General features: G+C 60.5%; 16 protein-coding genes. 15 read left to right on the plus strand and 1 reads right to left on the minus strand.

Annotated features, from left to right (window positions below):
* Positions 1 to 411: 411 nt before the first annotated feature.
* The gene (locus B1C80_RS03795; RefSeq protein ID WP_077919734.1) at positions 412 to 612 is read right to left on the minus strand and encodes a hypothetical protein; all 201 of its coding nucleotides are present in this window, start codon (positions 610 to 612) and stop codon (positions 412 to 414) included.
* A 276-nt stretch (positions 613 to 888) separates the two neighbouring features.
* On the opposite strand from B1C80_RS03795, the gene B1C80_RS03800 reads away from it, so the two are divergent.
* The 15 genes from B1C80_RS03800 (at position 889) to B1C80_RS03865 (ending at position 18,997) form a co-directional block, all read left to right on the plus strand.
* Positions 889 to 1,152 carry a hypothetical protein gene (locus B1C80_RS03800; protein WP_077919735.1) on the plus strand — a complete coding sequence of 88 codons (264 nt, stop codon included), beginning with the start codon at positions 889 to 891 and terminating at the stop codon, positions 1,150 to 1,152.
* Entirely contained in the window at positions 1,149 to 2,549 is a 1,401-nt protein-coding gene (locus B1C80_RS03805) for a hypothetical protein (protein WP_077919736.1), read from the plus strand. The genes B1C80_RS03800 and B1C80_RS03805 overlap by 4 nt, the downstream gene beginning before the upstream one ends.
* Positions 2,550 to 2,553: 4 nt before the next feature.
* A complete protein-coding gene (locus B1C80_RS03810; protein ID WP_077919737.1) occupies positions 2,554 to 3,495 on the plus strand; it encodes a DUF6712 family protein in 942 nt (313 codons plus the stop codon).
* Positions 3,496 to 3,649: 154 nt separating this feature from the next.
* Positions 3,650 to 3,904, plus strand: a complete 255-nt coding sequence (locus tag B1C80_RS28040) for a hypothetical protein (RefSeq protein WP_129602153.1) — start codon at positions 3,650 to 3,652, stop codon at positions 3,902 to 3,904.
* On the plus strand, positions 3,855 to 4,466 hold the full coding sequence (locus B1C80_RS03815) for a hypothetical protein (RefSeq protein WP_077919738.1): 612 nt from the start codon (positions 3,855 to 3,857) through the stop codon (positions 4,464 to 4,466). The genes B1C80_RS28040 and B1C80_RS03815 overlap by 50 nt, the downstream gene beginning before the upstream one ends.
* Positions 4,467 to 4,522: 56 nt before the next feature.
* Positions 4,523 to 4,885 carry a hypothetical protein gene (locus tag B1C80_RS03820; RefSeq protein WP_077919739.1) on the plus strand — a complete coding sequence of 121 codons (363 nt, stop codon included), beginning with the start codon at positions 4,523 to 4,525 and terminating at the stop codon, positions 4,883 to 4,885.
* Positions 4,886 to 4,893: 8 nt separating this feature from the next.
* On the plus strand, positions 4,894 to 5,469 hold the full coding sequence (locus B1C80_RS03825) for an N-acetylmuramidase family protein (RefSeq protein ID WP_077919740.1): 576 nt from the start codon (positions 4,894 to 4,896) through the stop codon (positions 5,467 to 5,469).
* Complete coding sequence (locus B1C80_RS03830) at positions 5,444 to 6,304, plus strand: hypothetical protein (protein WP_077919741.1); 861 nt, start codon at positions 5,444 to 5,446, stop codon at positions 6,302 to 6,304. The genes B1C80_RS03825 and B1C80_RS03830 overlap by 26 nt, the downstream gene beginning before the upstream one ends.
* Positions 6,301 to 6,813 (plus strand): hypothetical protein, encoded by a 513-nt coding sequence (locus B1C80_RS03835; protein ID WP_077919742.1) that lies wholly within the window; start codon positions 6,301 to 6,303, stop codon positions 6,811 to 6,813. The genes B1C80_RS03830 and B1C80_RS03835 overlap by 4 nt, the downstream gene beginning before the upstream one ends.
* 67 nt (positions 6,814 to 6,880) lie before the next feature.
* Positions 6,881 to 8,875 carry a hypothetical protein gene (locus B1C80_RS03840; RefSeq protein WP_077919743.1) on the plus strand — a complete coding sequence of 665 codons (1,995 nt, stop codon included), beginning with the start codon at positions 6,881 to 6,883 and terminating at the stop codon, positions 8,873 to 8,875.
* Positions 8,876 to 8,877: 2 nt separating this feature from the next.
* A complete protein-coding gene (locus tag B1C80_RS03845; protein ID WP_077919744.1) occupies positions 8,878 to 11,775 on the plus strand; it encodes a hypothetical protein in 2,898 nt (965 codons plus the stop codon).
* Positions 11,776 to 11,777: 2 nt separating this feature from the next.
* Complete coding sequence (locus tag B1C80_RS03850) at positions 11,778 to 12,047, plus strand: hypothetical protein (RefSeq protein ID WP_077919745.1); 270 nt, start codon at positions 11,778 to 11,780, stop codon at positions 12,045 to 12,047.
* A 28-nt stretch (positions 12,048 to 12,075) separates the two neighbouring features.
* On the plus strand, positions 12,076 to 16,734 hold the full coding sequence (locus B1C80_RS03855) for an SGNH/GDSL hydrolase family protein (RefSeq protein WP_077919746.1): 4,659 nt from the start codon (positions 12,076 to 12,078) through the stop codon (positions 16,732 to 16,734).
* The gene (locus tag B1C80_RS03860; protein WP_077919747.1) at positions 16,734 to 17,564 is read left to right on the plus strand and encodes a hypothetical protein; all 831 of its coding nucleotides are present in this window, start codon (positions 16,734 to 16,736) and stop codon (positions 17,562 to 17,564) included. Before B1C80_RS03855 ends, B1C80_RS03860 begins: the two co-directional genes overlap by 1 nt.
* Positions 17,564 to 18,997 carry an SGNH/GDSL hydrolase family protein gene (locus tag B1C80_RS03865; protein ID WP_077919748.1) on the plus strand — a complete coding sequence of 478 codons (1,434 nt, stop codon included), beginning with the start codon at positions 17,564 to 17,566 and terminating at the stop codon, positions 18,995 to 18,997. Before B1C80_RS03860 ends, B1C80_RS03865 begins: the two co-directional genes overlap by 1 nt.
* Positions 18,998 to 18,999 lie beyond the last annotated feature (2 nt).

The following is an 18,999-nucleotide window of genomic DNA, read 5'->3' on the forward strand; positions in this document are numbered from 1 at the left end:
TTTGAAGTACTGGTATTTGTCAATAAAAATTCTTTAAAAATTATAATTTTAATGTCTGTTATTCATTCATTACCAACTCGATTTACTAGTATTTGCCACCTATATTATTCGGACAACAGGACGTTGGTGGCATATCTATAAGCTCCCTATTATTCCAGATTGGTTTTCATGTATCTTAATCCTTAAACCTTCCCAAGCGGTGTAGTAGAATTACACTGGCCAGTCAACAGCCCGTCGTCAAACTGAAGAGCATCATCCAAAATCTTTTTGTGCATTAAAGCCTAGGAACTGTCGAACTAACGCTGGCTAATATTCAGCCTTGATCCACTTAACAGTAGACTGCCTTAAAAAAACAAAACACCCCCAATGCATAGCTCCGGGGGTGTTCACACTTTCAATCAAATTAATTCTTCATTCAATACTCTTATCTGACGGCAGATTCCACAGCTTCTCCTGAGCTACGGTGAAACCGGCTTCGGCCAGCAGTTGCTCTTTCTTATCCAGACTAATGCCTTCGCCCCGGCCTAGCGTATGCACGTATTGACGGCGCAGGCCGTTGTTTCGTCCGGTCAAGCTCCAGTAGTAGGGTGAGTTGACCAAGATGTCAAACATGGCGTTTGTGGTGTTTTCGGGCTTTGACATACCACAAATCTAGAAAAAATCGTCAGGAATTCCTAACGCCATTGTAGTTTCCTGCTTCCATCGTCAGGCTATCCAGATCACCTATTTTTCACGACCGACCGCTCCCTCTCCTCTATGGACAACGAATGGATGTAAGTCCGTTGGTACGACTCCTTCGGGGCCGTCACCGAGGTTGTCGCGGTATCGAGCACCCCACTCCCCCAATTTTCCGCCCATTGCTGCCAATGGGTAGCGCTATCAACTGACATGATCATCAAGGTGGGCGACATGGTGAAGGAAATGAGACGCACGGTGGGCCTGCATCAGCCCCGACCGTTCTCACTTGTTTTCGTGACCGGCGATCGCCGACGTGGCCGGGGGGGCCAGATTCGTGAACTGCACAAGGCCGTGCTGCTGACGAAACAGCGAACTGAGAACCGCACGGTGAATCTGCAACCCCTGGGCACGAAAGATTGTATTTGCGTCCACCTTGATCTGATCCTGTACTTTAATCAGATCCCGGTCGCATGAACGAGCATTTTTTCCCGGGGGATGCCTACGACGTCGTCTTGTTGCCCGGTGCCGGCGTCAGCCTGGCCCTGGAGAATGATCAGCCTGCTCGGCTAATTGCCGGAGCCAGTAGCTTACCTGGGCCGGGGACCCGCCCGTCGGTCGTTCAGCCCGATCTGGCCCGGTTTGCCGGTAGTGGCGATATCATGCCCTGGGGTGAGAGCAACGATTTTCCCCAGCGCATTACTGAGCTCTACAACCGTGACCCCATCATTCCTCCTACCCTGGGCAAAGTAGCCTCTATGCTCATCGGCCGGGGCATTAAGGCGGTGCTGGAGGATATTGACCAGAACGGCGAGGAACTCACCCGCCCGCTGCCGGCGGGCGATCCAGTAACGGCTGAGATTACCGCCTTCATCAGCAACATCCGGTTTGAGACGTATCTCCGGGAGATGGCGGCCGATGCGGCCTGGTTTTTTAACGGGTTTCCGGAACTGCTGCTCAGCAAGGATCGCAAAAAAATCGTGCAGCTCCACCCGCTCAATGCCGAGGAAATCCGCTGGTGCCGCATGGATGAGCGGGGCAATATGCCCCATGTGTATCTGAATGCCAACTGGCCCCACTGCACCGTCGACGACGGCCGTACGGTCAAAATCAACGCGCTCGACCCCTACCGATGGGATGCTGTCGACTGGCTGCGGGAAAGCTCATTTTATAACTGCGTATACCCCATCTCGTATCCCACCCCGGGCAAACGGTTCTATAGCCTGGCTCACCACTACAGCCTGGTCGAATCAGGCTGGCTCGACGTGCACCTGGCCGTACCAGCCTTCAAGAAGTACCTGCTCAAAAACCAGATGAGTTTAAAGTATCACTTGAAGGTCGATAAAAATTACTGGTCAACGCTGTGGGGCAACGACTACACGGCGGCCGATAACGCCAAGAAGCAGGCCCTTAAAAAAGGCTGGGTCGACAAGATCACCAAAATGCTGACCAACGTCGAGAACGCGGGCGCCATGCTGATGACCGAAATTGAACAGCAGCTCGACGGCAAATCAACCAAGGATTACGTACAGCTGGTGCCCCTGACGGACGCCATGAAGGACGGCAAGTACATCGAAGACAATCTCGAGGCCGCGGCCAACATCTTTTACGCCCTCAACATCGATCCGACCCTGGTCGGCTTCGCAGGGGGTGAGAAGATGGGCGCCCGTTCGGGCGGCTCCGACAAGCGGGAGGCTTACCTGATCGCCCTGCAGATGCTGGCTCCCTTTCGCCAGATGCTCATCGAGCCGCTTTCCTTCGTGGCGGATTACAACGGCTGGAAAGCCCGTTTCCCCAGACTGCGCTTCTGCTGGCGGGATACGCTGCTGACCACCCTGGACACCGGGGCTGGCACCCAAGATCGCTTAACCTAACGCTATGCCCCTGCTCAATGGCTCGACGGACCAGCTACGCCAGTACGTACCCGTCACAATCACGTATACGGCGGAAGCGCTGCTGCCCACGCTGGAAGCCACCCAGGCCCGGTTGCTGGACCGGTTTTTTGGGCCCGCCATAGCCAGCCAGTTCGAGGAGTTGGTCAACACGGCCAGCCAGGCGTTGTCAACCGTCGAACGGCAGGCGTTGCACCTGGCCCGCTCCGCCGTAGCCCGCATTGCGTTTGCCGAGCACGTACCGTTTGCCGAAGTTCAGATCGACGACATTGGCATCACCGTGCCGGCCATGGAGGGTCGAAAAGCGGCTTTCGAATACCAGACCAACAAGCTCACTCAGACCCTGCTGGAGCGGGGCTGGAGTGAGCTGGATGCGCTGATTACGCTCGTCGCCAGTCAGACCGAGATTTTCCCCACCTGGCCAGACTCGCCTTATTTTCAGGAGCATCAAGACGCCTTATTCAAAACGCCCGCCGAGTTCTCGCGGTATTACCCGATCCAGGACCGCTGGCTCACCTTCTGGGCGCTGCGACCGTTTATCCGGGCCGTCGAAGAAGACCGGGGCGTGGCGGCTGTGGCGCGCATCGACGAGCTGGCCCCTGCCGTACCGGAAGCGACGCGGGCGCTGATCCGCCGAAAGCTTCAGCGGGCGCTGGCCTACCAGAGCGTCATCGAGGCCCTACCTAACCTGAGCGTTGAGATTCAGGGCGTGAACCTGCAGGTGAATTACTCGAGCCAGTACGGCAACACCCAGTACTACAACGCGCCGGGCAAGGAACAGCTGAGCTGGCTGCTCGACAACCTGACGCGCCAGGCCGATCTAGCCTGGCGCACCTACGAAGATAGCCTTACGGCCGTCTTAGCCCCCAATGCTTTTTCCGATTCAACCAGCCTGGTCTATTCGACCGGCGCTGTAACCCTGCTTTGACATGCTCCCGACCCTGTCTTCCAGTTTGATCGTTTTAGCCATTCATGTACTCACCCGAGTTGTCTGGCCAATTACCTTCCCCCCGTCCAGTCAACGAGCTACACCCGCAGTTTTTTTAGCCTGGCGACTCTTCCTAACCCCTGGGACACCCCTAATGCGGCACGTATCCCTGTTTCTCTTGACACTGGGGTTAATCGTTCTTTTCTGTGGCTGCGGCTCGCGGCCCGCTCCCCCCACCCCCACTGACCAAACTACGCTATACGTCGACACTACCCGCATTCATCTTCAGCACCGCGCCGACGAGTCGGCCGGCGAACTGCTGATCGTGCGCCACCGAGCTTCCCAAACCCAAACGCCCTATGAACAATTTCGTCAACGCTACGACTCGATTCGGGTTACGCTGCCGTAAAGCCCTGCTCCTGCTGGTTGCCCTAGCCCTGGCCACCCTGGGTGCGCTTTTTACCCCAGCTGACGCCCAGGTGCTACCGCCGGTTCTCCCCATGGTCAACCAGCAGCCGTTCCCGTACCCAACCGGTGTGGCCCTGGACAACAGCACCTACGCGGCCGTCAAGGCTAAAGTGCGGGCCGCCGACTCCCTGCGCACGCACGCCGAGGCCCGCATCCAGGCGCTCACCCTGGAGATCACCGCTACCCGCGGTGCCCTGGCGGATCGCGACCGGCTTAGCCGGCACGATTCCCTGCAAACGGCCCGGCTTCGGGGCCGGCTCCGCCAGGTCGAAACCGAACTCGGGGTGGTTAAACAGGAGCTGGAGCGGGCCAATGGCACCATTGCCCGGGTCGTAGCTACTCTACCCCGGCGTTTACGGCGCCTGCTGGCTCGATCGGCGGATCCCGACCAAACGTACTCGACCCTTGTCACCTACCTGGATACACTCCGGGTGCGAAAGTGGACGTTCGGGGGGGCTGGGTGCGCCCTCGGATTCGTGCTGGGTCTTACCCTGCTTTTGTAAGCTAACGCCTGTATCCAAACCCGCCCCTGGTTGCCAGGGGCTAGACCCTTTTCGCTATGGAATTTATGCCCGTTGTGATGGAAGCGCTCAAAGTGACGCCCATTGCGCTTGTCCTGTTTTTCTGTTTGTACGTCGTCTGGAAATACGTCCAGAAAAAAGATGCCGATCTGACGGCCGAGCGGGCAATGACGCTGGCCATTCAAAAAGAGTTTTTCGAAAAAATGATGAGCTCGAACGGCCAGATATCGGCGGCCTACAACGCGCTGGCCAACGCTATCCAGCGCATGAACGATGTCAACGAAGACAACACCCGCCTGATTTTGTCCCGTATCGATGATCTCGACCCCCGCAAAGCAGGCCTGCGCCCGCTGAACCCCCGCAAACCGGTCGCCAAACCCACCGAACCGGCCCAGGCCTGAGCGAACCTATGAAAGCTATACTCACCCCAGCTGATTACAAGCGGGCCGCGGCTGCGCTTGGTTGCGAGGTTGCCATCATCCGGGCGGTTGCCGAAAAAGAGTCTGATGGGGGCGGTTTTTTGAAGCGTCAGCTCCTGGTCGTTCGCTTCGAGGGCCATATTTTCCAGCGACTCACCCGGGGTAAGTTTAACAAAACGCACCCCACGCTGTCCCATGCCTACATGCGAAAATGCCCCTTCAACAAGGGAACGATCAGCGACTGGCGACGGCTCGAGCAGGCTCGCCAGCTGGCGGGGGATGTGGCGTTCGAGTGCGCCAGTTACGGCATGTTTCAGATTATGGGCTTTCATTATGCCCTACTGGGCTACAAAAGTGCCTACGACCTGGTGCAGGCCTTCAATCAGGGCGAAGGGACCCAGCTCGACGCCTTCGTGCGCTACATCCAAAAGCAGGGGCTGGCCGATGCGCTACGCGAACGACGGCTGCAAGCCTTTGCCGATGCCTATAACGGTACCGACAGTGCCGCCAACAACTACGGACCGGACCTCTTAGCCCTGTATGAACACTATCGAACTCTGGATTAAGGGTAAAGCCCGCCTGTTTAGTGGGCCGTCGGGCTGGGCGGAACTCAGCGAGCAGCAGGCCATTCAGATGACCCGGGTGCGGCTAAGCATTCAGGATCACCAGGAACGCGTGTTTGTGGCGTTACGGGTGCTCTACGGCATGAAGCCCCGGGATCAGCGGTGGCTGTTCGACGCGGCCTTTCTGCGTCGGCAGGGGCTTTCTCCGGAAGCTATCGATCTGACCCTGTCGATTGGCGGGCAGCTGCTGGATACGCTGGCCTGGATCGGCGAACCCGACGCCCGGTTCCCCAGGCGGTTTCGGGTTTATGATTTTCAGTTCGGAACCCCCCGCGTCTGGCTGGGCCGACTGGGAAACCGTCAGATCTTCAGCGGTCCCGCCGAGGCCCTGTCGGACTGCACATTCGAGGACTTTATGTTCGCCGAGAAAGCCTTCCGCAGCAACAACCGCCCCCTGCTGGCGGCCGTCCTGTGCCGGCCGCTCGGGAAAGGCCGGCCCGCCCTGGATAAGGATAGGGTAGCCAACTACGTCAGCCGCTTTGCCCGGCTCGATCCGGCGCTGCTGGAGCGATTCTACTTTGGTTTTGGCTCGTCCCTGCTCGTACTCAAACGTCACTTCCCCCAGGTCTTCGATCCGCCGGGCGGTTCCTCAACCAACAGCGGTAAACCGACTAGCGGCAGCTGGCTTGACGTGGCCATTAACATGGCCAAACTGGACGTAACCAAAATCCGGGACATCGAACAGACCAATCTGTACCTGGCGCTGAAGGTACTCAACGAGCAGATCCGCCAGGCCGACGAGATGAAACAGCAACTCGAAGCCGTAAAAAAACGATGACGGAACAGGACTACATCGATTATTTTGCCCGACTGGCCAGTCAGCATACGGCCATTCGGCACTCGGCGGCCGAACCTCGCTTCTACGTTGTGCACGATGACAACCGGACCGAACTCGAGCTGGCCCTTCGGAATAAACTCTATCTTCCTTGTCTGCTGCTCGATCAGTATTATGACGATCAGGACCGCACCGCCGACAACCACCGGCTGCGCATTCTGGGCGGCCTGGCCGTGCTGGTCAAATGCAATCCGGCCGACCCGGCCGACAAACGCCGGGCGCGCACCGAAGCCCGCACGATCGCCCTCCAATTCGTGAATCGGATGTTTGACGATTGCCGGCGCCCCACCAGCCTGCTGGGGCAGAAACGCGTCGTAGCAGCCAAAGAAACCAATGGCGAACCAACCCCGGTCATTGGCTCGGGCGTAGCCACCGGCTGGGGCTATTCCTTTGAATGGGTACTGCCCACCCGCGTGGCCACCCAGCCGGGCACCTGGCTCGACCTTCCCTGATTAGCCCCGGGCCGTCACCGAGGTTGTCGCGGCCGATTCGTAGCCGGGCGGGCAGTTTCGCGGAGCTATGCCCGTTACCCTGATCAGCGCGCCCGATCCACTGGCTTTTTCCCGGGGCGGGCGCACCACCTTTCACTTTCTCGGATCAGGCCAGTACCTCACCCGGGGTGCCACGGCCCGGGGTGTACTACGCTTCAGCGGGCCCCTGGCGGATGGCACCCGCATCCAGCTGCGCTGGCGGGGGCAAAATCAAACCATCACCTTTCGCAACAACCCCCAGCTGCCTAATGAAGCCCCCGCCGGCGACGGGTCGGCCGACTACGCCCGCGACGTGCTGGCTCCCTTTTTCCAGGAGTACTTTCCCTTCCGCGAGGATTTTGTCGCAACAGCCAGTGATTTCGGCAGCCACCGGGGTATCGTCTTCAACGCCCGCCAGCACGGAGAAGCGTATACCCTGTCACTGGTCGCCCCCCCAACCCCCACCGCGCCAGCTCAGCTCGGTTTTGAGCCCATTCTAGCCGGGGCTGACCCCATCCGGCGGGATCGCTACGGCGTGTACGTTGAACTCTGGGCGCTGCGGCCGGGTTCGGCGGGTGACAGTCCGGCGGATTTCGACCGCGTATTTTCCGCGCCCGTCGAAACCAACGAAACCGGTGAGTGCCAATTTGACGCCGGCAGCGTGTTGCATAGCCTGCTAACGCCCGACTGGCCTACCTGGTCGTTTCAAAACCCGTCTGGATCGGTTTATTCGGTACGAAAGTATTTTCTAGCTTACGGTGAAGCCTGGGGGAGTCCGCTGCAGATCGGCCGCATGCAGGCCGACGACATCCGCACCGTTTATCTGGGCGGGGCTGACTTTGCGGGCCGGGCCGGCAGTGGCTTTGAACTCTACAAGTTTACCGGTAGCACCCCCGCCCTCGATACGGCCCTGCGGTTCGGTTCGCTGACGCGGTATATCCGGCCTGATGAACCGCAATACCTGACATTTGTTAATACCCGCCCGCAGCAGGATCAGTCTCGTTTAACGGTTGAGCTGACCTTTGACGACGGCTCGTCACTAAGCCGTGACAACCTGTTGCCGACTCAGCTCGCTCTGCCCAAAGGCGAAAAGCTTACCTACCCGGTCGGCCCCCGGCAGCTGGAGCTGCTCGCGCTGGTACCAGCCGGTAAACACCTGACCGAATACAGCGTTCGCCGTACAGCCGGGAACGGCAGCGCACTCAGCGTCACCTACCGCTACGTACTCAACTACGATTATCAGCCCTACACGCGCTATTTCGCCTACCTGACCAGCCTGGGCGTCGTCGACACGCTGGCGACCACCGGCAAGGGATCGGCCGAATTAACCCGGTTCTATGAGCAGGCCGAACGCTACCTGCCGCACGCCTACACTGTACAGGACGGGCAGTTTGTCGACTACAACGTCGGGCTGCAGCAGCAGGTTGAAGTAACTACCGGGTTTCGGCCGGCCGCCGAATTGCTGTTGTGGACGGATTTCTACCGGTCGGCGTACCGGTTTCGCCTGCAAACCGGCCGGGCCCTGCCCATCGGAATCCTGAGCAAATCCATTAAACAGGGTAAGGATGGCGACACGTTGTTTGCCCACACCTTCGAGTACACCTACCTATTTCGGGATGACTTTTTTACGGCGGAAGCTGAAGAAGAAGCCGGCGACGGTGCCCCGCCCATCGGCTTCGTGGCCGGGGGCGGTACGGTAGTCGTCGAGCAGACTACCCTAATCCGATCGGTCGATGACACCGTACCGAATGCGGTGCGTGGCCTGACCCCCGAGCGAATCAACACCTTTGATATCGCGGCTGCCAGGCCCGATCCGCGCACGCTGGGCTTTCTCAACGAGCAGACGGCCCGGATGATTTTCCGACCCTCCAGTATTCCCATACAGTTTGCCGAACTGCAAAATATCCCCAACACCCGGGATGGCATCGGCTTGTCAGACGTACCGACCCTTGACGAGGTGCGGGCGCTGGCTGAATCTACCCTCACCAATAACGACGTCGTGATCCGGGTCAAAACCTGGATCACGGCCCTAGAACCTGCTTAACTATGGGCGGTATACGCATTTTAGGCCCACTCGGTGACGGTTGGGAGTACAGCCTCGACGGAGTGACCTGGCAGACCGAACCTCTTTTTACGGCCCAGCTGAACGGGGAGCCCTTCGTGCCGGGTCAGGAGTACCTCATCGAGATCCGTAACGTGGGCGAAGCCAAACGGGGCCGTCGGTTCGTGACTATGCCCCGGGCTGGTGATACCCTCGATGAGGTGGCCAGCCGGGACGGCTACACCGACGCCGATATCGAGCTGGCGGGAAGCGTCGTCTTTTCCGGACTGGAGCCCGCAAGCGCTCCCGAGCTTCGCCTGGTCGTTTTCAATCCCCAGACCAAAACCCTCGAGGTGCTGGGCGCTGCGGGCTTCAACGGCCTGCTGGGTCAGCTCATTGCCGCGGCCGATGCCGCCACCATCCAGGCCCTGTGCGCCAAACTGACGGCCCAGGGGTGCGGCAGCGGTACTGACCCCGATCCCGACCCCGTTTCGGTCCTGGTGTTCGGTAACCACTACGTCGATATCGACCAGGCGCTGGCCGGCGATGGGGGCACGACCACCCCGGTACCGGTGCTGGTATTCGGTACTCACTTCGTCGATGCATTCGTCTACGTCGATCTGCCGACTGACCCCGATCCGGACCCTGATCCTGACCCGATCGGTCCGCCCCTGCTGGCGGGCGGCTACCGGGGTAGTCACGAGACCAACACCTGTTACCTGGTAACCGGCTGGCTGAGCCGCGACAGCGACCGCAACGCGGCCCAGTCCGTCGATATCTACCTGGGCGATACCAAGCAGGCGACCGTGTCCACCACCAAGCCCCGGCCCGACGTGGCCACCGCCCTGGGACAGACCGGCTCCTTCAACCAGTACGGTTTCGAGTGGACCATCCCGGCCGAGTTCCGCACAGGCGTGGCCCTGACCATCACCGTGCGCGTGGCCGGTACGGCCACGGCCCTGACCTATAGCCCCAAGACCACCGACGCGTGCCCCACCGAACAACCCGGTGGCGCTCCGCCTATTCTTCATAACCCCATCGCCGACATCCTCATCAGTGACAACGACGCCCATGAGTACACGCTGCCGGTCGATTATTTCCTCCATGCGACCAGTATGAATGTATACCGCATCATCGACCAGAACACCAATGCGGTGCTGCCCAACGGGCTAAGCTATGACCCCGCCACCCGAAAACTAACCGTGGCCAGCACCTTCGTCGACACCATCGCGATCCGCGTGGTGGGCAGCAACGCCTACGGCTCGACGCCCGACGACGTGCTGATCACCCTGAACCGCCCCGGTGCCGATACCCGTAAACGGGTGCTGGTGGTGGGCTCCTCCAGCGCGGTGGGGAACAGCGCCCCTGGCAACAACGGAGCCATGCAGCAGCTGGCCACCGCGCTCAGCGCCACCCATTCGTTCGTCAACCGCGCCGTGGGCGGCTCCTACAGCAGCCAGTGGATCAACCGCATCGATCAGGATCTGCAAGAGGTCAACCCCCACTACGTCATCGTCTGGCTCACGCTGGGCAACGAATGGAGCAATGCGCTGCAGGGCGACGTAGTAGGCTACGACACGTTTACTGTCAATTACGGGCAGCTGGTCAACAAGATCCGCGCGGTGGGCGCCATTCCGATTATGATTGACTCGCTTACCCGGCCCGGCCTGTCGCCCGCCCAGTACAGCCTGGTCAAACAGGAGTGGGCGCAGATCAACACCCTGCCCGCCTACGTGCTGGGGGTGGGTGCCCTGGGCGACGACGGTACCGGCGGCTACCTGCCGGCCATCAACGCCGACAACATCCACTGGAACGATCTGGGCCACCAGCAGGCCGTCAAAACCATGCCCCGGGAGTACCTGCAGGTCAGCGCGATGATGCCCGCCCTGAACCGCTCGACCGAGGCTGGTCGTATGGTGACCGTTTCGGAGGGGATACCCTTCAAGCTGACCCGGCCGATGGCCTCCTTCACGACCGCCTTCGAGCTGCGCTTCGATAGTGAGCAGGCCACGCTGTTCCGCTCGCTGTTCTCCCAGCACTCGATCGATAACGACCAGCCGGGTGTGCGCCTGCGCATCGCCCAGGCCGACCGGCGACTGGAGCTGATCTACGCGACGGGAACCCTGCTGGCCTCGACCCAGACTCCGCTCTCGATCGGCACCTGGCACCGGATCGTCGTGCGCTATAACGCGATTTCCGGGGTGGCCAGCCTGTTCGTCAATGAGGTGGCCATCGGCAGCGGTACGCTGACGGCGGGCATCGAGGTGCCCTTTCTCAGCTGGGGTGGCCGCACCAACGGCACCCCATCGACGGCCCAGGGCTACGCCTTCCGCAACATCCAGGTCTGGCAAACGACGCTCAGCGACGGGCAGATCAGTAACCTGCCCAACGCGATGCCCCGGCAGGCGCTGATCGTGTATTCGCCGATCGACGACAACCTGGGAACGGGTGGGGGCTTTCTGACCAACCAGACCGCCCTGCCCGGTATACAGCTCGAAGCGGCTCCCAACCTGTCCGAGCGCTACGTGCCCGCGGCTACACCGCCCGGCATAACCAGCGTGGCCATTTGGCGCACCCCGGACGATACCCCCATGTTTTTGGTGCGGTCGGCCTCGACCAGCGGCAATCTGGGTATGGAAGGCTGGTGGTCGTCCCTGGGTCTGTGGCTTCCGGTCGGTTACAGTGGTGAGTCCAATATCATCGACGAACGACCGGATGGCTTTGAGAACTTCCAGTACCAGTACGAATACGGGGCGTCGGCCGGCGATTACCTCACCGCCCTGAATGGCACGACCACCTTCCGGCTCCGCAAAGCTGATACAACGACCAATCTGCTCGAATTCCAGTTCACTGCGCCCAACCTCGCCATCGGTGAAGTACGGGTCATCTATACCGCTCCGTAACCATGGCTTTTTACCTCGAAGTAACCAACACGGTAGCCGCCAAGACCGGCTGGCCGGTGGGCCAGAAACGCTACTGGCCCTACAGTCAGGGCACCTGCGCCCAGGCCGAAGCGGCGTTTCGGGCGCTTACCGACGCCCAGCAGGTGGCCCAGACCACGCTGGCCGCTCCCGCCCCGGCTTCGGGCAAGGTCTGGCAGGTCCGCAACTGCGCGGCCACGGCCGATGGCCCCTACGTACCCGACACCGACGACGGTCCGGATCTGATCGACTAACCTGCTTACCACCCCACTTGTACGAACCATGAAAAAAGTACTTATTCTGCTGCTGTCGATCCTGACGCTCACCGGCTCGGCGCAGTCCTTCAAGAAACAGAAGGTAAAACGGGAGCGGGCGGACGGCTCGACCGAAAAGTTCAAGCTCTGGCGCGACATGAGTGTCTACCCGGACAACCCAGCGGGTAGAGACGCCTTCTTTGTGGCCGTCAACAGCGGCTGCACCGCCTTTTCCTACACCCACGGGGGCACCATACCCGTCAGTGGCACCTGCGTATCGGCTCCTTCCTGGATCACCGGCATGCGCTACTCCTACACCGGGGGGCTGTTGACCATGGAAGGGGCGGGCCAGATCGGCCGGCTGAAATTCGAGCGGCAGGATAACCAGGCCTTCACGACCACCAATCCGGACGGCGTTACCATCAACTCGAATACCTTTTACGTCTACGGACCCCTCAACAATCAGGCTCCCTACGACCGGCAGTGGGCGGTCAATCTGCCCCAGGTACCGCTCCGGATTACGGCCGAGCAGGCGGGTGGATCGGCTACCTACGCCTATACGTTTACGCCCAGTACCGGCGCGCAGCGGATCGTGCTGTCGGGCAGCAACACCAGCCCGCCCACCTGCACCACCTGCGGCACCGGCACGACCACCGGCCCCAGCTGGCTGGCCGCGCGGTACACCCAGTCGAGTCAGTACCTGCAGGTGCAGGGCGATCCGAGCGATGACGGCAACGGCATCACCCTGCGCATCGAGCGCGTCGATGGCGTGGCGATGGCCCTGCAGAATGACAACAACCCCAGCCTCAGCTCGGGCGTCGACTACCCCTGGGGGCAACTCAATAACCAGGCTCCCTTTGTCATCGAGTGGACGCTGGGGCCGGTGCCTACGGTGCCGATTCGGCTGACCTTTAAAAAACCGGGTCAGGCTGATTTCGTGCACGTCTTTACGCCCGCGCTGACGGCCACGCCGGTTCCGCTGTTTACGGCGGCCGGTTCTAGCGGGGGGGGCACCACCACTCCACCGGCCTGCACCACCTGCGGCTCGGGTACGTTCGCCTACCAGGCCCCCGCTCAGCCAAGCGACTGGACGGAGGTCAGCACGGAAATCGTGCCCCCCTACAACATACCCGTCAAGGGGATTCTGCGCCAGGAGTCGGGTAACCTCCGCATTGAGCTGGCCGAAGGCTTCGGGGCCACCCTGCAGATCCAGCGCAAAGTGGGTACCCAGTGGGTGAGCACCATCAACCGGCGCGATCAGGGTCGGTGCGAGTCGTACTGCGGCTACGCAGGGCCCCTCAACTACGCAGCTGATCAGGGTAATTTCTGGGCGCAGATTGGCTATAACCCCCTGGGGGGTGGGGTGAGTGGGGAAGCGGGGCCGGTGCTCGTCAAGGGCATCACCCCGGACGGCTGGCTCTACGCCAAAACCCAGTACGTCAGCTGGCCCCACAACCAGCTGCAGCTGCTGCCTATGTACGTCGAGCGGTGGGCGAAAGTGACCAACAAGCGCGTCGACGTCCGGCTGAAAGTGACCCACTTCCGGGGCGATAAAACGCTCTATGATGCCCGGGAGCAGGAGACGCCGTTCACCATGATCTGGCCGGCGACGGAAGCGCGCTTTTACAACGGTAATCAACCCTTTACCAATGCCTCGACGACAAGCACCGATGCCGTTGGCTGGACCATATCCAGTTTTCCCCTCAGCGAACCCTGGATAGCGGCTAACCTACCCGAGGGGGGCTACATCGGGCTAGTCTCGCCGGATCTGTACAACGCCAACCTGAATTACACAAATTTGGGCGGAGAGTCCGGCGAGTACAGTGATCGGTTCATGTACATGGGTGCCCGGCCCTACAGTCACCTGGATGCCGACCAGACCTTCTACCACGAGTATAGCTATGTCATCGGCTCGGAGGCCGACATCCGGGAAGCAGCCTACGCCCTGCCCCGGCAGGCGCTGCCGAGCTGGACCTTCAGCCGGGCCGCGGGCCGGGCCGGGTGGGTGGGCCTGGACGGTATTTCGGATAAAGGCGAGCCCTTCAACTCCGATTACTGGAATCCGAAGTTTGAAGGAAAAACCGAACTGATCGGGGGCGTCCCGACCACGCATGCCTCGACGGTGACGCTGCAGTCGCCGGCCGGTGCCTGGAAGGCGGCTGACTTTACGACCCTCTACATCCGGATGAAGTACGCCAAGGGGGCCTCCAACGCCCCCAACCGGCTGCGGGTAACCTGGCTGCGGGTGGGACAGAAACCGTCGGGCTTTGATCCCAACAACGCCGGCAATTCGGTGCAGTATCCCCTGGGTCAGCGCGATGATGCCGCCCAGACGGTCTACTTCGACGTGCAGGATGATGGTCAGTTTCACACCTACGCCGTCAACCTGGCCAGCGCCCCCGGCTGGACGGGGATCATTCACCGCTTCGAGATTGGTAACGACCGGGGCTGCTGCGGGCTGATTCAGAAAGGCCAGCAGCTGGAGATCCAGTACATCGGGGCCACCAACCTCGACACGGCTCCCGAGCGGCTGTGCCCCAGCTGCACCTATCCGGCCTACGCCAAGGTGTTGTTTGTGGGCAACAGCATTACCTACCATCCCTACCTGCCGGGGGTGTGGGAATACGCCTGGGCGATGGCCGCGTCTGCGCCCGACAAAACCTTTATGGCCCAGGTGGTCCGGGAGCTTAAAACGGTCAACACCAATCTGCAGGCGCGCACCCTGGTCGACTTCGAAGGGGACGGAGGTTCGGTCACGGGCTCCACCGGCTCGGACTGGGAGCAGAACCACCGGACGTTCAATCTGGATCGCTTCAACAAAGTAGCGGCCTGGGGCGCGAACCTCATCGTCGTGCACCTGGCCGAAAATATTGCCGATCTGACCAACCTCAGCGCGGACTACCAAGCGCTGCTGGCTAAACTGCGCTCGGGCAACCCCTCCGCGCGGGTCGTTCTGACCAATTCGGTCTGGAATCAGGCTGCGGTGACGAGCGTCATCAACGGGGTGGCCAGTGAGCTGGGCCTGTCGCTGGTCGACGTGGCTGATTTCTGGAGTAATCCAGGGTACTACGTCGATCAGACGGGCAACGGGGTGCAGCGCCATCCCAACGATGCGGGCCACCGCGAGCTGGCCCGGCGCACGCTGGTCGCCATTGCCTCGACGCCCAGCGCCCCGGTCTGCACGACCTGTAACTCGGGAACGGCAACGACAGCCGGCTTTGAGGGGTACGGGGGGATTTACGCAGCCAACAGCAGCTATACGGCCCAGCCCGAAACGGCCCGCCCCAGTGCGTCGCCCTGGCGCAGTTTTATTGATAATGGAGTGATCAAGGCGGGCATCAACGTGCGCGTGGGGTCGGTGCTCGACTGGCTATCGGTGGCCGGCAGCAACCTCAATTTGATCAACTCACCGGTGTGGAACAGCGGCCGGGAGGATGCCGGTCGGCAGGTGATGGATGCCATGTACGGTTTTCCAAACGGGGTCGCCCTGCACCCCTGGAGCGAAGGCCTGTACTCGGAAGCCGGGCTGAGCTCGTTCAGCCCGGTGGGCATCGGCTATAACCCCGTCCAGGGGGGCAACATCGACGATTACCCCAAGTACGGGGAAACGCTGATTCATTCGGTACAAAACGGGCTGATGTATAGCAAAACGCAGCCGGTGCAGTGGGAGCTTAGACCGTCGCCCCGGGGGGATGGCACCGGCGTGCTGGGAAAAATGTACATGGAGACCTGGCAGCAGTTCGATCCGGCTGAACCGCGGGCCGTCCGGCGGCATTCGCGCTGGACGATGTTCCGCGACGATCCTCAGGCCAGTCACTACCCGACCCCCCGCCAGCAGGAGCTGCCCTGCGCGTACGTCCACCCGAGCTATTCCGAGTTCTGGTACTGCGCCGGTAAGCCCTACACCAATGCCTCGCTGGTTCCGTACCCCATTACCAGCTCGGGGGCGGCCGAACCCCCTCGCTTCTCGACCGAGCCCTTTATCCTGGCCAAAAATCCGGGTACAGGCCGGGTCATCATTCTCTACACGCCCCACTCGGGCCGGGTGGTGGCGGCTGAGCACCCCAACGGGCCGAACGCGACCTTCCCGGCCGCTTATATCGCGTCAGCCCCGATGCTGTCGTGCGATCGCGATGGGGTGTATGATTTCGACGTGGCGCTGGGCGAATTTCCGAGCGAAGCGGCCGCCCGGATCTGGCTCTACAACCAGCCGCGCTGGCCCGGCACCTTCGAAGTTCGCTTCGATCAGGGCAAAAAGAGCCGGTTTGGCTGCACGCTGTACAACGCCTACGATCAGCTCGAAAAAAACATCGTCGACGGCATTACGGTGACCCCGGCGACCGACAACGAAAACGGGGGGCGCGACTTCGATATCACCCTGCCCGAACGCTGGATCAACGCGGATGTGCACAAGCACGTCTACCTCCGGGCGTCGTTTCAGGGCTCGAACTCGATCTACCTGCGCTGGAAGAAAGGCGCCCAGGAGTTCACCCATCCGCTCTCGATCAATGCCGACGGGCAGCTGCGGACGATCGATATCGACCTGACGAATGTGCCGAACTGGTCGGGGGATCTGGGCATGGAGGTCAGTATCAAGCGCGGCAACTACGGGAGTGGCCTCATCCCGCTGCAGAACGATCAGTGGCACATCAAATGGATCAGCTACCGCAATTTAGACAATCAATAATGCGTACCTACGTAACGCTTCTCATGCTGCTCTGGGCTGGCTCGACGCTGGCCCAGAGTAACCTGCCGCTGACCCTGGCAGCCAGACCCATCCAGCTCTACCCGAGTTCGCCGGCCAGCCTGACGGGCACCCTCCAGGGTGATCCGGTTGCCGTAACCGTCCGGGCTAAGAACTTTCCGGTTGGCACAGTATTACCAGACTATTTGCAGCCCGGTATCACGCGAAACGGACAGACCTTCTCAATTAATTGGACAAGTTCACAAACGCAACAGCAGCCTTCTCAGATCTGGCTGGAGATTCGCGTCGAGCAGACGGTAGTCTGGGCCGATTACATTCAGTTCGTTGCGGCTAACCGGAACGTTGCTACCCAGGGGCAGATCCAGCCCGTCAACGTTAGCAACCTGACCCGGGCGGATCTGTTGCCCCTCAGCACCTCGATCGCGGCCGTCAGCGCCACGCTGCCTACCAAATTGGATTCGGATATCTACAGCGCTTTCCTGGCCAGTCAGGCCAGCATCGATGCCGGACAGACCACGAAGATCAGCTCTCTGTCGGCCGGCAAGGTGGATCTGAGCAGCTACAACGTCGACAAGTCGAATATGATGTTGTCGATCGGCCTGAAAGCGAATACGGGCGACGTGTATACGAAGGCCCAGGCTGATGCCAAAAAGCCAGATATCGTCGCGGTGACCACGTTCGAGGCCGCGCAGGCGCTATCAGTCGCCGGCAGGCCCACCATCTATCTGATCACCAACGACGAGCGCTTTGGCCGTAGTGTCACCTATTGGGACGGCTCCACCTACTCTGTATCTCCTTTAATCTCCAGATAATGAAAACGCTTATCCTCAGTTTACTCACGTTTCTTTCGTACACCGCTCACGCGCAGACTATCGAGGGGTTTCCCACCAAAATTACCAATTCATCGCTGCAGGTAGCCGGATCGGTTAACCAGGCTAACGACGATTTTGAGCAGCGCTGCTACCGCGAAGGCGTCCCGGGCCCGACTGGTTTTGAAGCGACCGGCTTTGTCTGGTCGGGGCTCAATACGCAAGGCGGGCAGTCCGTGGGCACCATTCAGCCGATTCCGCCCGGTTACGCGTACTATCTAAAAAGTGTAACGCTGTCGGCTACCCGACAGGTGCGGCTGAAGGGCGGGTTTGGTTATTATGCCGTGGGCAACACGGCCGTGCAGTTCAACAGCCAGGTTGTAGGTGGGCCATCGGGTTCGGTCGTTATCAACGTCGGATCGGTAATACGGCCGGGTATGGGCCCCTATGGGGTTAATATCATCTCCATGAGCGAGGCCGACCCGCTGCTGATGGTGGCATCAGCCGTGAATGGCTCGACCGGGCTGGTCACAACGAAAAATCCAACCCTCACGCCCCTGGCCAATCAGGCGTTCAGCTATTCGGTCAGCGTTACCAACTCGACCAGTACCTCACTGACTGGGACGACGACGCTGACTGACGTACTGCCGACCGGGGTCCGGCTGGTGGCCGTCAGCGGATCGGGCTGGTCTACCTCGGTGGCGAGCGGCACAATAACCGCAACGACCACGGCCATCCTAGCGCCAGGCACTAACTCGGCTCCGCTGTCGGTAACCGTTGCGCCAACGATTAATGCCCACATATCGGGGAGCGGTAATGGCTGGCTGATCGATTGCGATAACGATTACTCCGCCCCGCATATCATGCCGATCATCGGCACCTCTATTAGTGCGGGCTCGGGGGCGTCGAACTACAAAACGATGTGGTCCATGTTGTTTCGCAACTGGCTCCGCAACGAACGGGGTTACCACATCCGGCGGATCAACAAGTCGGTCAGTGGCTCGACAACTACCGACCATGATAATTTCCGCCTGTTCGATAACCGCTATGATTTTGACACCAAAACCGGGGTATGGGTCTACGAGCACGGGGTAAATAATAAATCTACCAACGTTCCCGACAGCAAAACCGTGGCGGATCTGGTCGACATGATCCGCCACAAACAGCGAAAGGCGCCCACGGCGAAAATGCTGGTGCTGGCCCCCTTCCCGGTTACGAATGCGGCCCTCGAAGCTGGCCTGGCCACGCTCAGTCCACAAATGGCAGCCGCCGTGGCCAGCGTGGGTGATCCGAACATTATCTGGATTGGCTCCACGCGCACCTGTTTCAATCCTGCGCTTGACACTACGGACGGCATCCATCCGAATGACGGTGGCAACCTGAAAATATTTCAGGCGGTGCGGGATGACCTGAACGCCCTCAACATTCAATTCTAACC

The sequence above is a fragment of the Spirosoma sp. 209 genome (assembly GCF_002006735.1).
In the GTDB taxonomy this organism is placed as follows: Bacteria; Bacteroidota; Bacteroidia; order Cytophagales; family Spirosomataceae; genus Spirosoma; species Spirosoma sordidisoli.